We start from the raw sequence: 14,034 nt of genomic DNA, 5'->3' as shown, positions 1-14,034 counted from the left end.
AATCCGCCGAAGGCGGAGAGGGCAAAGCCCTCACTGAGCTCAGACTACAACCTACTTTTTAAGAACAAAATCGGCGAAAGCTCACTTGACATTCACCGAACTTCCCGGCCAGGCCTTTGACTTTCGTTCCCCGATCACCATTCGATTTCCTTAACCTTCAGCGTGATGCGCTCGAATCCCTGATCGTCCTTCGGCATGGAGAGGAGAAACTCGCCAAAGGACATCTTCTCGGGCCTTATCCCATCGCACGGTGCCGCAGCCTCCGGTCGGCTTGGATGGGCATGGCGGTCAGACGCCTGCTCCTTCGAAGCGCTCTTCGGCTGAGTGTTCCCGCTCAAACCCTGACGACCGGAAACGTGCTTGCTGCCCGACTGCTGATTCATTTCTACCTTCGCTCCAAAAACAAACGGCCGATCCCACTCTAAACCATGGAACCGGCCGCTTACATTCATCGCGAGATGCCGGAGGAGCCCCAGGCGATCTCAGCCCGTCATAGTCTTCTTAGAGAATGACAACCGACGCGAGGAAAGTGACAATGAGCGCGAGGAGCATGACGGGTATCGTCCTTCGGACAAGCTCGAAGGGCGAAACCTCAGCAATGCCCGACACCGCCATGACGACACCGGCGATCGGGGACATCGAGCGGGCGATGCCGCTCGCGAGCTGAACGGGAACCGCCATCGTCACCGTGCTCCAGGCGACCGACTGCGCAGCCTGCGGCAGGAGCGGCGAAAAGGCAAAGAAGGCCGCGTTGCCCGAACCTGTCACAAACGCTGCGAGCGTCATGATAAGGAACATGGCAAGGAGCATCGTGACGCCGCCCGCGCCCTGCATCTGCGCAACGCTCTGGAGAATCGTGTCGATGCCGCCCGAGCGCTTCAAGCCTTCGGCGAAGACTTCCGCGCAGACGATGAGAAGAACGGTCGAGGAAAAGATCTTTCCCATGCCGTTGAACATCGCCTTCGTGCGGTCCGTGCATTCGCGCAGGTTCCTCACCGTCAGGAGATCAACCACAAAGGCGACGAGCGCGCAGGAGAGGATGGCCGTCACGACTTCAAGACGAATGCCGGCATAGACGAGCTTCGAGAAGACGAAAAGAAGAACGACCGGGAGAATCGGAAGGATCGCATAGTAAATCGGGGCATCGGGCTGCGCGGCAGCGCCTTCCTTCTTGACTTCGGTCCGAAGCTTGAAGTCGTCCTGAGTGAGCCGCCCGCTCGCGAGATCGCGCTTGTCGAAGAACTTGCCGAGAACCACGTGGCCGACCGCAATAACCGCGGCCGTGATGATGCCGACGGGGAGCTGATTCTCAATAAAGAATTCCATCACGTGGAGATTCGAGATTTCCGCCGCAAGGAGCGAATTCCCCGAGGCGGGGCCGAGGTCGAGGCAGCTTGCCGTAGCAACAACGGCAGCGGCCGAAAGGCGCGACACGCCCACCGCAACGAGAAGCGGATAGATCGTCACCATGAGGAGCATGCCGAGGCCGACGGCAGACGGGATGAAGACATTAAGAAGCTGGCCCACAAGATACGCGACGCCGAGCAGGACGTAGGGCGCATGAATGTAGGAAAGGGGCTTGATGCAGATGTTGACGAGCGCCTTCGTCGCGCCGATCTTGTCCATGTAGTACGCAAAGCCGCCCACGCAGATGATGTTCATGCCGATGCCGGCCGTGCGGCTCTGCAGAAGGTTCGTGAAGACCTGAACGATGTCGAAGACCGCGCTGTGGGTCGCCTTCTTCCCGGTAACGAGGGGCGTCCCGGAAATGATCGAAACGCAGATCAGAAGAAGAAGGCCGACCATGAGCAGCGCCCAGGGCGCGTAGTAGCGCTTGATGACGAGATACGCCGCCAGTATGACGCTCGCGACAACCAGAAAAATGCCCAGCATGCGTTGTTCCTTATGTTGTGGGTTCTGTTGGGTGAGTGTCTCAAAATGTCTTTCAGACCGTTTGTGACAATACGTAAATTCTACTCATCCTCAAGCTTTACACGACGCAGTCCATGTCAATGAATGACCAAAAAATACGTATACATAGCATTTATCTGCAAATGCATTTTTATCAATCGTATTAGTTATTAATGCATCTATGAATCGGCAGGCAATCTTTCCCAGGCAACAATGAAAAACCGCTTGGGAGCGACGCTGCCGATCTTCTACTCGATGCGCCCGAGGTCCGACGGGAGCCTCAGGTCGCCGCGGGGCGAGAGCGCAACCGAACCGATCTTAGGGCCGTCGGGCATCGAGCTCCGCTTGTACTGCTGCGCGTAAAAGCGCCTGAAGAAAGTCTCTGCCGTACGGTCGATTTCTTCTGCCGAAGTGCCGCTGAAGGCGATTTTCGCGAGCGCGACGATCTTTTCCCTTGCAAACCCAGAGCGCATCAGGTGAAAGAGGAAGAAATCGTGAAGCGCATAGGATCCGATCGTCGACTCGGTCGACTGAATGCGGCCGGCCGCATCAGGGGGCAGGAGCTCGGGGCTGATTTCGGTTTCGGCAATGGTCTGAAGAACATCCCGGAGTTCCGGGCGCATATCTCCCTCCGTGACGACGAGGTGCTTCACGAGCGTCTTCGGAACGCCCGCGTTCACGGCATACATCGACATGTGGTCGCCGTTGAAGGTCGCCCAGCCGAGGGCGAGCTCGCTCATGTCGGACGTGCCCACCACAAGGCCCGATTCCGCATTGGCAACGTCCATCAGAATCTGCGTGCGCTCCCGCGCCTGCGCATTTTCAAAGACCACGTCGTACTTGTCTTCCGGGTGGCCGATGTCGGCGAAGTGCTGCCGGCAGGCCGGACGAATGTCGATCGTGCGGCTTTCAATGCCGAGCGCCTCCATGAGGCGCCTTGCGCTTTCCTTCGTGCCTTCAGAGGTGCCGAACCCCGGCATGGAGATGCCGAGAATGTCGGATCTCGGGCGGCCGAGCCGGTCGAAGGCCTCCGCAGCGACAAGAAGCGCGAGCGTGCTGTCGAGCCCCCCGGAAATCCCGATCACGGCGCGGTGAATGCCGGTCTTCACGAGCCGTTCGGCGAGGCCTGCAGCCTGAAGGCCCAGAATTTCCCGGCAGCGTTCATTCCGGCGCTCTTCTCCCTTTGGCACGAAGGGCATGGGGTCAACCGCTGCGGGCCAGAGCGGAGCTTTCGCGGCATATGTGGGGTCTGCTGCGACGCGTCGGTAGTTGAGCGCTTCCTTCGGGAGCCCTTCCTTCATCGTGCGAAAGCGCACCCGCTCGAGCTCGATCCGCTCGAGGTCGACCTCTGCCGAGACAATGCCGCTCTTCCAGATGGATTCGGAAGCGATGCGCCCGCCCGCGGCAATGAGCTTGTGGCCGCTGAAGACCAAATCCGTCGTGGATTCTCCTTCTCCCGAAGACGCATAGACCATGGCGGCGATTTCCCGGGCGCTCGTCATGCGGACGAGGTCGCGCCGGAAGCGCGCCTTTCCCGTGGTCTCGTTCGAGGCGGAGAGATTCGCGATGACGTTCGCGCCCGCGGCAGCGTGCCGTGCACCCGGCGGAACGCCCACCCAGAGGTCTTCGCAGACTTCGGCTGCCGCCCGGATGCCGCTCTCCGACTCGACGATGATGTCGGTGCCGAAGGGAATCCGCATGCCGGCGACTTCAACCGAATCCGAAAGCGCATCGGCCGCAGGGGAGAACCAACGCGCCTCGTAAAACTCCTGATAGTTGGGGAGAAAGCTCTTCGGCACCGCGGCAAGCGGGCGTCCGTTCTGAAGAAAGAGCGCGGCGTTGAATAGTAGGCCGTCGGAAAGCAAGGGGAGCCCGAGAAGGACCACCATTTCAGGCGTCCTGCGGGAAGCTTCAAGGACAAGACCGAGCGCTTCATTCACTTTGCCGAGAAGACCCGCGCGAAGGAAGAGATCCCCGCAGGTGTAGCCCGTGAGCGCGAGTTCCGGAAGGACCAGAAGGTCTGTCTTCGAGCGGCCGGCATCCTCAAGAACCTTTTCGATTTCGCGGGCGTTGGCGAGGGGTTCGCCCTGGTGCGTTCTGAAGGAAGCCGCTCCGAGCCTCACGAAGCCGGTCGAATTGGAGCCGATGCGCATGATTCCCTTTCCTCTGGTCGCCGGGCGTCCGATCCGAACGAAGGCGCCCGCGTTTTGAAGCCAATAATGGTTGCAATTTTAGTCGGTGCGGAAGACGGGTCTCCGCGCTTTTCTGAATACTCTCCCGGACTGTTCCTCTATACACTTCACCCTATTCTTATCCGGGGCCGTATAAGCCGGATCTTCCCGGCCGCGGCCTCTCTCAAAAACAAGGGAAATAGATACATGTGCACGAGTCTCATCGCCGGTGAAAAAGCCACTGTCGACGGTTCCTTCATCGTTGCGCGCAGCGCCGACAGCGCCGCCATCAAAGCGCAGCATTTCGTACACCACCCTGCCCGCCAGGGCCAGAAGGGCATCTACAGCACGAAGGCCCACGGCGGCGTGAACGATTTTACGTATCCGCTCCCTGAAAACTCCCTCGCCTTCACGACGATTCCCTTCTGGAAGACGCAGCTTCACGGCGCCGCGGGCTTCAATGAAGCGGGCCTCGGCCTCACGGGCACGGAATCGATCTTTGCGAGCGAAGCCGCCCTTGCGGTCGACCCCTACGTGAAGGAAACGGGCATTACCGAGGACGACATCGCCGACGTGCTCCTCTCGCGCTGCCGCACGGCCCGCGAAGGCGCCATGACGCTCGGCGCCATCATTGAGGAAAAGGGCGCCGGCGAAGGCTTCGGCGTCGCCTTCGTCGACCAGTCCGAAGTCTGGTATCTCGAAACGGGTTCGGGCCACCAATGGCTCGCCCAGAGAACGCCCGCTGAGAAGTACTTTGCTTCCGGCAACCAGGGGCGCTTCCAGGACTACGACCCCGAGTCGTCCGACATGATGGCCTCGAAGACCCTTGTTCAGTTCGCGATCGAAAAGGGCCTCTACAACCCTGAAAAGGACGGCGCCTTCAACTTCTCGAAGGCCTATACGCGCGACGACGACCGCGACCGCATCTACAACGACCCGCGCGTCTGGGTGATGCAGAAGTACTTCAACCCCTCGCTTGTTCAGGACCCGCAGGCGGGCCGCACGTTCCCGGTCTACCTCGTCCCGGAAAAGAAGGTGACGGTTGAGGATGCGAAGGCCATGATGCGCGACCACTTTGAAGGCACCGAACACGACCCCTATTCGAAGGGGCTCCGCGGCGACGAACCCTGGCGCCCGATCAGCGTCTTCCGCACGTACGAAGCGCATGTTCTTCAGGTCCGTCCGTGGCTTCCGAAGGAACTGGGCGAAGTGATCTACGTCGCCATGGGCATGGCCGATCTCTCCGTCTTCCTTCCCTTCTATGCCGGTCTTTCTCGCTCGCCCGAATCGTGGACGAAGGGCACCGACCAGGGCGAGGCGGATTCCGCCTACTGGAAGTTCCGCCGCGTGCAGACGCTCGCCATGACGGACTACCCGAAGCTCGCCCCGATCGTGAAGAAGACCTGGGCCGACTTTGAGGCCGATGCGAAGGTCCGTCAGGAAGCTATGGAAGCGAAGGTGCTCGAGCTCTATGAAGTCGACCGCGCGAAGGCGCTCGCCGAACTCGAGGCCTTCAACCTCGGCCTCATCGCCGAAGCCGAACGCACGGCGGAAAAGCTTCTTGAGAAGCTCTTCGTGATCCGCACCGTCGACATCGAAGCCGTTGTTCCCGCGAAGAACCGCAAGAACAAGGACTGATCGAAGGTTCAATCCGGGAGCCCGGGCGACTGAAAGCCCTGGCTCACGAAAAGCATTTCGGGCGCCTTTCCCCATCTTCGGGATCAGGCGCCTTTTTCATCCCGCTTTTCCTTACCCGGGCATCACTTCCGGTAGCACATGGTCGCCGTTGAAGTGCGGGATGAACTTCTCCTCGTTCGTCTTCCCGATCTGCATGAAGCCCTTCGTGATGCCGATCTCTTCGGCGTGCCGGATGACCTTCTGGTACTCGAGGGTCGTGAGCGGACGGTTGATTTCCGGATGCCGGCAGGCCTTGAAGATCGGCATGTACTGATTCATGACGGAAATGTAGATGTCGTCGCCGAATCGGTCATGGAGCCACGAGAGGCACTTGCAGCTGTCGCGCCACTGCCAGGGAAGCACCAGGTGCCGCACGATCATGCCGCGCTTCATGAGGCCGTCCTCGCCGATGACGGCCGGACCCGTCATGCTGCACATCGTTTCGATCGCTTTTGAAGCGTATTCGAAGTAGTGCGGGACGCCCGAATACTTTTCCCCGAGACGGCTGTCGAAATACTTGAGGTCCGGGATGAAGATGTCGATGAGGCCGTCGAGCATTCTGAGGGACTCCTCAAGCTCATACCCGTTTGAATTCCAGACGACGGGGAGGTCGAGGCCGCGCGCCTTCGCGGATTCGAGCGCCTCAACTATCTGCCGCGTGTAGTGGCCGGGCGTCACGAGCTCGATGCAGGCGGCGCCTCTCCCGGCCTCCTCAAGGAAAATGTCCGAGAGCCGCTCCGTCGACACGCGGAGCCCCTTCCCGCCCGCGCTGATTTCGTAGTTCTGACAGAAGCAGCAGCGCAGATTGCAGTGGGAGAAGAAGATCGTGCCCGCACCCGTTTTCCCGGAAATGCAGGGCTCCTCCCAGGCGTGAAGGCTCACGAGGGCTATTTCAATATCGTCGCTCGCGCGGCAGATGCTGCGCTTCAGGCCGGCTGCCGAGGAACGGTCGGCATTGCAGCGCCTTGGGCAGAGATTGCAGATCATGACGGTTGAGAAAATCGAGCTCCGGGAAGCAGAATGCCCGGCTCTCCTTCAAGCAAAACGAAAACCCGGATGTCCGGACGCAGGGCGCCGTCGCTCGGGCGCCCTCAAAGGCATCCGGTCAGGAAGGAGAGGAGTTTACGCCGGAGGAAGACGTTGATGCCGCGGCCTGACCTTTCGCTCTGCAGTCGCTGCAGAACCCCTGAATGACGGAACTCTGGAGATCGAGCTCCACGCCGTGGTCCTCAAGGAGATGATTCGAGAGCGAAGCCGTCATGCGGTCGATCTCCGAACAGCGAAGATGAAAGAGCTTGCCGCAGCTGCGGCACTGAACGTGGTACTCGGCCGCGCCCGGGTCATTGAGATACTCGTATTGAGCGGGCGTCCGCTTGTCCAGAACGAAACGCCGCACAACGCCTTCCCGGGTGAGCGTTTCAAGCGTCCGATAGACCGTTGTGCGGCCGACAGCCGCCCCGCCCTGTCGAATCGCCTCCACCACCTCTTCGGCGCCCATGTACTTGCCGGCATTCGCCTGCAGTGCAGCGAGGACTGCTGCACGCTGGCGCGTCGAATATCGAACGGGCATAGCCAGAATCTCCTGCTCTCTTCCGTCTCCTTCAAGAAGCTTTAATGATACGCGCGCCCGGAGCACTCTCATCACCGCAGAACCGGGATGACGCGCATCAGGAGCGTCGCGAGCGCGAGCACCGCAACAGAAACCAGTGCCGTAAGACCGCCCGGCGCCGCATTGACGACCACTGAAAGCACGAGGCCCGCCGCTGCATCAAAGAGACTGATTCCGATGGCGCTCCAGAAGGTCGCGCGAAAGCCGACCTTGAGCTGGAGCGCCGTGGCTACCGGAATCGCGATCATCGAAGAGAGCACCAGCACGCCGGCGATGGGGATGGCGGCGGCAACGGCGGCGGCCGTGAGAAAAGCAAATGCATACCGGTGAAAGACGACATGGATGCCGGCAATCCTCGCCGAATCCTCATCAAAGGAAATGGTGATGAGTTCGTTGATGGAGAGCGAAAGATAAAGGAGCGCAAGCGCCGTAATGCTCCCGATCATGAGGATTTCGTCGTCGGTGACGGTGAGAACGCTCCCGAAGAGAAAGTTTTCCGCTCTCCCCTGAACGGCTCCCGAAGTAATGAGCGTCACCGCCGTGCCGACGGCGAGCGCGAGCACGACCGTGAGAATCAGGTCCGTGCGCTCGCGAAAGAGATTTCTCATGGCTTCAATCAGCACGCCGCAGAGCGCGGTGAAGAGAAAGGCGCCCGCAAGCGGATTGGCGCCGAAAACGAGCGAAGCGGCGACGCCCGCGAGCGAGGAGTGGGCGAGCGTGTCGCCGATCATCGAGGTGCGCCTCAGAACAAAGAAAATCCCGATCACGGGACAGAGCACGGCCATGCAGAGAATGGCCGCCGCAGCGCGCTGCATGAATCCGAATTGAAAAAGTTCAAGCATGATCAGCCTTCATTGCGATCCGGTACCAGTTCCTTCTTCTCTTCCTCCTGATAGGCAGCCGGCGAACAGATGTGCGCGCGGCCGTCCATGAGGTGAATGAGCTCCGTGCTCGAGGCGACGGCCTCAGCGAGGTTGTGCTCCACCGCGACGATCGTGATCCCCCTCTGCCGGTTCAGGCTTTTCAGAAGCGCATAAAGCTCCCGCTGGCTCCGGAGATCCACTCCGGTCGAAGGCTCATCAAGAATGAGAAGGCGGTTCTCGCCCAGAAGCGCTCTTGCCAGCAGCACGCGCTGGCGCTCGCCTCCCGAAAGACTCGGGAAAAGGGAGCGCTTCATTCCGGCCATGCCGACAGCTTCGAGCACGTCCTCTACGGCTTCGTCCCGATCGCTCCCGGGCATTCCTTTTGCTGAGGCAAATGAGAAAAGGAGCTCCTCCACCGTGATAGGGAACCCGGCCATGGAGGTCGGATCCGTCTGCGGCACATAGCCGATCTCCTTCGTCGCCACCCTGATCCAGCCGGAAGATGGGGACAAAAAACCGAGAACTAGGCGCATGAGCGTTGTTTTTCCCGCGCCGTTCATGCCGATGATGGAGGCGTAGCTGCCCTCCTCGATATTGAAGGAAAGATCCCTCAGCAGGTAGGGCGCGCCTCCGGTGTACGAAAAATAGAGATGCGAAATGGAAATCATCCCGGACATTTCAGACGCTTCCTCCGTCCCCTTGAAAAGAATCCGATGGGAGGCGTAGTATACGCGTCGCCGATCAAATTGGGAATGGATTCCAATTTCATTTTAAGGAGTTCAAAATGCAGAGGAGAAAATTCGTGGAAATGGGGGCAGTCTGCGCGCTCGCGCTGACTGCCGCGCTTCCGGCACGTGCAGAAGCAGAGCGGCCGATTCTGGTCGCTGCGAGCTTTGACGCCATGGCCGAACTCGTAAAGGCCGTGGGCGGCAGTCTGGTCCGGGTGGAGACCCTCATTCCGCCGGGAGCGGAGCCGCACGACTTCACGCCGACCGTGAAGACGACTCAGCTTCTCAGAGCGGCGAGCGTCCTCGTTGTGAACGGCTTCGGAATGGAGCCCTGGGCAAAGAAAATCGCAGCTGCTGCTGAAAATCCGCGCCTGATGCTCGTGACCGCCTCTGAGGGAGCGGTGCCCGTCAAAAATTCAGATCCCGATGAAATTGCCGAACACGGCGCGGATGACCCGCACCTCTGGCTCTCCCTCTCGGGCGCAGAGATCGAAGCGAGGAACATTGCCGAAGCGCTCGCGAAGGCGGACCCGAAGAATGCCGAAGCGTACCGAATGCAGTTCACGCTTTTTAAGGGAAAGCTTCACGTTCTTAAAACTCAGTATTCGGCGCGCTTCAGGAATGTCAAACGGCGCTTCTTCGTCACCGGCCACGCCGCTTTTGCTTATCTCTGCCGGGACTTCAATCTTGAGCAGAAGAGCGTGGAAGGCGTTTTCGCAGAGGGAGAACCCACGCCGAAGCGGCTCGCAGAGCTTGCAATCGAGCTGAAGAAAGCCGGCGTCAGAACGGTTTTCGCCGAGAAACTCCTGAGCCCCGCAGTTTCAAAAACGCTCGCCCAAGAGGCGGGCGCCCGCGTGGAAACGATCTATACCATGGAATCCGCCGAAGACGGAAAGAACTACCTGGAGCGCATGAGGAGCAATCTCGAAAAAATCGAATCCGCGCTCGACGAATGAATTGCGGGATCGTTAATGCATTACCCGGCTTTCTTTCCGCTAAGCAATAAGTACTATTGACAGTCAACGCAAGAAGGTAGAGACTAACCCTAACTCGCCGGATGCTTCACCGCGCCGGCAATGCTTGGTCAACTTTTTTGGGAAGGAAACGTCATGATGGTCTCTGCGTTCGCAACGATGTGCGTCATGTGTCTGATGTGCACCATGTGCCTCCAGAGCCGCCGCGACGCCTGCCCGGTCTCCCTGCGCATTCCCCTCGGCATGAGGGCCTGAAGCCGCGCACCCGAGAGATCAGAAAGTTTTTTTGAAAGGCGTCCCCGCAAAGGACGCCTTTTTTTTGTTCCTTACCCAACCGCAAGCACGCAAAGGCCGCTCAATGACCTCCTTCCGTTGTCTCCGTTCGCGCATTTCGGCTTCCTGTCGAATGTGCATGCCTCCAGCCTCAATGCTCTGGCTCACGGTCTGGCGCCGGCAGCTGCCTCATCTTCCTATGCGAGGACGATGACTCCCGGCTCCTGATCGGATCGGGGCCCGCCCTGTCGACGCATTGAGGCCGAAGCGAAGAATCAATTCTTCCTGCGGCCTTTTTTGCACCCTGAAAAAACGTACTTCTTTCACAAAATACCTAAGGATTTCAAATGAAATACGCAACGCTTGCCGTTCACGGCGGTTTGAAGGATGAATCTCACCAGGCGGTCACGTATCCGCTCTATCTCTCCTCGACCTTCATCCAGCCCGATTCCGAGCACTTTCAGGCCTACGGCTACTCGAGAAGCGCCAACCCTACCCGCGCTTCCGTAGAAAAGCTCGTCGCAGACCTCGAGGGCGCGAAGCACGCCTTTGCGACGAGTTCCGGCATGGCCGCGAATGCCCTCGTCTTCGAGCTCCTCGAAGAAGGCGACCGCGTTCTCATCTCGAGCGACGTCTACGGCGGCACGTGGCTCTTTACGACCCAGCTCTTCGCGAAGCGCGGAATCGAATTCGAGGTGGTGGACGACTTCAACACCTACGACTTCTCGAAAGCACCGGCCAATACGCGCCTTGCCTTCATCGAAAGTCCGACGAACCCGCTTCTGACCGTAATGGACATCCGCCGGGTTGCCGCCGCCGCAAAGGCCCGCGGCATTCTCACCGTCGTCGACAACACCTTCCTCACGTCCTACCTTCAGAAGCCGCTCGACCTCGGCGCCGACATCGTCGTCTATTCGGCCACCAAGTACTACGCCGGCCATTCGGACCTCCTCGCGGGCTTCGTGGTTCTCAACGACGACACGCTCTATGAGCGCCTGAGGATCTACAGCAAAGCGCTCGGCGGCATTCTCGACCCGCTCGACAGCTTCCTCGTTTCCCGCGGCATCCGCACGCTTCCGCTTCGCATGGATCAGCACAACCGCAATGCTGAGCGCGTGGCGGAATTCCTCTCGTCGCACCCGGGCGCAGAAAAGGTCTTCTATCCGGGACGCAGGGATCATCCGGGCCGTGACATTCAGGCAAAGCAGGCAAGCGGCAGCGGCGGCGTTCTTTCCTTCCGCTTCAATGAGTCCGAATACGACCTCGACCGTTTTGTGAAGTCGCTTCGGATCTTCGCCTTTGCGGTGAGCTTAGGGGGCGTTGAATCCCTCATCTGCCGCCCGGCCACGATGACGCACGAATCCTATTCGCCCGAGCTCCAGCAGAAGCTCGGCATCACCCGGAACCTTCTGCGGGTCGCCGTCGGCATTGAAGACCCCGAGGACCTCATTAAGGACCTTGAAGACGCTTTCGCGGCAGCGAAGCGCTGATTCAAGTCCATCCGCTTTTCCGGAGGCCCGGGCATTCCATTTCTTTCTATTGACGCTCGCGCCCGGGCTTCCGGTCCCCAATTCTCAAGGACATCCATCATGGCCATCTTTTCATCCATTCGCCGCACGTTCCTTTCCGCCGCCCTCTTCACGACCACCTTCGCCGCGCTCGGACTTCCGCTTGCGCCGGCGCATGCCGCCGACGGGGATCTTCTCCAGAGAATCCAGGCCGCGGGCGAAATCCGCATCGGCACCGAAGGCACCTACCCGCCCTACACCTACCATGATGAAAAGGGAACGCTCACGGGCTTTGACGTTGAGATCGCAGAAGCCGTAGCAAAGAAGCTCGGCGTCAAACCGCGCTTCATCGAAACCGCCTGGGATTCGATGATTGCCGGGATCGACGCGAACCGCTTCGACATCATCGTGAACCAGGTCGCAGCCACCCCTGAACGCAAGGAAAAATACGATTTTTCAGAGCCTTACCTTTACGTCACGGGCGCCGTCATCGTGAAGAAGGGAAACAAGGAAATCCGCAGCCTCAGGGACCTCAGGGCGAAGCGCGCCGCGCAGACCGTCACCTCCGACTGGGCAGACCAGGCCCGCAGGGCGGGCGCTGAAATCGTGAGCGTTCAGGATTTTTCGCAGTCCGTCCAGCTCGTCGCCTCGGGGCGCGCCGATGCAACGATCAATTCGGAAGTATCGACGCTCGACTTTCTGAGTCAGAAGCCTGATGCGCCGATTGAGATCGTCGAGCGCACGCGTTCAGGAAACGGCATTGCGATTCCCTTCCGCAAAGGCAATCCCGGATTCAAGGCCGCAATCGCCAAGGCGCTCGAGGAGCTCAGGGCCGACGGAACGCTTTCAAGGATCTCCCTCAAATACCTCCGCACCGACGTGACGAAGGATTGATGCCTCTCGCTTCAGTCTCAGACTGAGCCCGCTTCCCCGGGAGGAGCAAATCCTCCCGGAAGAACGCTTTTTCTTGCTCCGACTTCATTCAATCCGGCCAGGATGCCGGGAAATCCGCCATGAACGACCGCATCATCGGAATCCTTGAGGATTCATTCACGCAGCTCATTATCCCCGGCATCACCGCTACCATCCCGCTCACGCTCATCTCCTTCGCCTTCGGTCTGGCGATCGCGCTTTTCCTTGCGATCGTGCGGACGAAGAATGTGCCCGTGCTCGCGACCTTCGCGCGCCTCTATGTCTGGATCTTTCGCGGCACGCCGCTTCTCGTGCAGCTTTTCGTCATCTTCTACGGGCTCCCGAGCATCGGCATTACGCTCGAAGCCTTTCCTTCGGCGATCATTGCCTTTTCGCTCAACGTAGGCGCCTACGCTTCGGAAGCGATTCGCGGCGCCATAGCGGCAGTCCCCAAAGGACAGTTTGACGCCGGCGCCTCCATGGGCATGAATTACCTTCAGATCATGCGGTTCATCGTCCTCCCGCAGGCGATCCGGATCGCCTATCCGCCGCTTTTCAACGAATTCATCTCGCTCGTGAAGAGCACGTCGCTCGCTTCCTCCATCACGGTTTTCGAAATGTTCATGAGCGCGCAGCGGATCGCCGCGCGCACCTATGAGCCTTTCTGGCTCTACCTGGAAGCGGCGGCGATATATCTCCTCTTTTCAACGGTGCTGACGCGCCTTCAGGCGATCGGCGAAAAGCGCCTCAGCAGATGCGGCTATTGATCTCTGCAGAGGCATTTCCTCTGCCTCAGCAGGGATTCATTTTCAACGAATGCCGCCTGTTCCGCCATTCTTCGCAGGGTCCAATAGAGAGCTTGTTCCCGGCAGTTCACAGCCTGAGAATCGATGTAGCATTCATCGTCATTGCCTGGCGTGCCGGGCTTATCAGGACCGAAAAGAGAAGTCGACTGAAAGTGAAGCAGTATGTTGTTGATGCCTTTACCGACAAAGTTTTCCATGGCAATCCCGCTGCCGTCTGCGTTCTGGAGAAGCGGCTTCCGGACGAGCTGATGCTCAGCATAGCCAGAGAAAACAATCTGTCTGAGACTGCGTTTACAGTCAAGGCCGGAGAAAAATACGCCCTGCGCTGGTTTACTCCCGGCGGCGAGATCGACCTCTGCGGCCATGCCACCCTGGGAACCGCCTATGTGCTCTTCAACTTTTACGAGCAGGACCGGAAGCGCATCACCTTCTCCACCATGAGCGGAGATCTGACGGTTGTCCGCAGGGAAGATTTCTACGAAATGAACTTCCCCGCCTACGACCGGAAAATCTCGCTCTCGGTCTTGGTATAACGACGGTCGAGAGAAAGCAAGTAGTTGAAATCCTTTAAAGATTTCATTGAAACCCACTTGCTTTTTCTT

General features: G+C 59.3%; 13 protein-coding genes. 6 read left to right on the top strand and 7 right to left on the bottom strand.

What is annotated here, in order from left to right:
• Nucleotides 1-134: 134 nt before the first annotated feature.
• The 3 genes from GBM95_RS08680 to GBM95_RS08670 form a co-directional block, all read right to left on the bottom strand.
• Entirely contained in the window at nt 135-383 is a 249-nt protein-coding gene (locus GBM95_RS08680; protein ID WP_152158735.1) for a hypothetical protein, read from the bottom strand.
• Between the two features lie 118 nt (nt 384-501).
• Entirely contained in the window at nt 502-1,893 is a 1,392-nt protein-coding gene (gene dcuC / locus GBM95_RS08675) for a C4-dicarboxylate transporter DcuC (RefSeq protein ID WP_152158734.1), read from the bottom strand.
• 266 nt (nt 1,894-2,159) lie between these two features.
• The gene (locus tag GBM95_RS08670) at nt 2,160-4,064 is read right to left on the bottom strand and encodes an NAD(+) synthase (RefSeq protein ID WP_152158733.1); all 1,905 of its coding nucleotides are present in this window, start codon (nt 4,062-4,064) and stop codon (nt 2,160-2,162) included.
• A 225-nt stretch (nt 4,065-4,289) separates the two neighbouring features.
• On the opposite strand from GBM95_RS08670, the gene GBM95_RS08665 reads away from it, so the two are divergent.
• Nucleotides 4,290-5,720, top strand: coding sequence for a C69 family dipeptidase (locus tag GBM95_RS08665; RefSeq protein WP_152158732.1), 1,431 nt, complete (start codon nt 4,290-4,292; stop codon nt 5,718-5,720).
• A gap of 111 nt (nt 5,721-5,831) precedes the next feature.
• On the opposite strand, the gene GBM95_RS08660 is transcribed toward GBM95_RS08665, so the two are convergent.
• The 4 genes from GBM95_RS08660 to GBM95_RS08645 form a co-directional block, all read right to left on the bottom strand.
• A complete protein-coding gene (locus GBM95_RS08660; protein WP_152158731.1) occupies nt 5,832-6,746 on the bottom strand; it encodes a radical SAM protein in 915 nt (304 codons plus the stop codon).
• A 118-nt stretch (nt 6,747-6,864) separates the two neighbouring features.
• Entirely contained in the window at nt 6,865-7,329 is a 465-nt protein-coding gene (locus tag GBM95_RS08655; RefSeq protein ID WP_152158730.1) for a Fur family transcriptional regulator, read from the bottom strand.
• Nucleotides 7,330-7,400: 71 nt separating this feature from the next.
• Nucleotides 7,401-8,210 (bottom strand): metal ABC transporter permease, encoded by an 810-nt coding sequence (locus GBM95_RS08650; RefSeq protein ID WP_152158729.1) that lies wholly within the window; start codon nt 8,208-8,210, stop codon nt 7,401-7,403.
• A 2-nt stretch (nt 8,211-8,212) separates the two neighbouring features.
• Entirely contained in the window at nt 8,213-8,908 is a 696-nt protein-coding gene (locus GBM95_RS08645) for a metal ABC transporter ATP-binding protein (protein ID WP_226963244.1), read from the bottom strand.
• A 107-nt stretch (nt 8,909-9,015) separates the two neighbouring features.
• On the opposite strand from GBM95_RS08645, the gene GBM95_RS08640 reads away from it, so the two are divergent.
• The 5 genes from GBM95_RS08640 (at nt 9,016) to GBM95_RS08620 (ending at nt 13,965) form a co-directional block, all read left to right on the top strand.
• Nucleotides 9,016-9,915, top strand: coding sequence for a metal ABC transporter solute-binding protein, Zn/Mn family (locus tag GBM95_RS08640; protein ID WP_152158728.1), 900 nt, complete (start codon nt 9,016-9,018; stop codon nt 9,913-9,915).
• A 638-nt stretch (nt 9,916-10,553) separates the two neighbouring features.
• Nucleotides 10,554-11,696, top strand: coding sequence for a trans-sulfuration enzyme family protein (locus GBM95_RS08635; protein WP_152158727.1), 1,143 nt, complete (start codon nt 10,554-10,556; stop codon nt 11,694-11,696).
• A gap of 99 nt (nt 11,697-11,795) precedes the next feature.
• Nucleotides 11,796-12,608 carry an amino acid ABC transporter substrate-binding protein gene (locus tag GBM95_RS08630; protein WP_152158726.1) on the top strand — a complete coding sequence of 271 codons (813 nt, stop codon included), beginning with the start codon at nt 11,796-11,798 and terminating at the stop codon, nt 12,606-12,608.
• Nucleotides 12,609-12,727: 119 nt separating this feature from the next.
• A complete protein-coding gene (locus GBM95_RS08625; RefSeq protein WP_152158725.1) occupies nt 12,728-13,393 on the top strand; it encodes an amino acid ABC transporter permease in 666 nt (221 codons plus the stop codon).
• Entirely contained in the window at nt 13,390-13,965 is a 576-nt protein-coding gene (locus GBM95_RS08620) for a PhzF family phenazine biosynthesis protein (RefSeq protein WP_226963243.1), read from the top strand. The genes GBM95_RS08625 and GBM95_RS08620 overlap by 4 nt, the downstream gene beginning before the upstream one ends.
• The last annotated feature ends 69 nt before the right edge of the window (nt 13,966-14,034 follow it).

Source organism: Sutterella seckii (assembly GCF_009183815.1).
GTDB lineage: Bacteria > Pseudomonadota > Gammaproteobacteria > Burkholderiales > Burkholderiaceae_F > Sutterella > Sutterella seckii.
The sequence above is the reverse complement of the archived record's forward strand: the minus strand, read 5'-3'. Positions and strand labels throughout refer to the sequence as shown.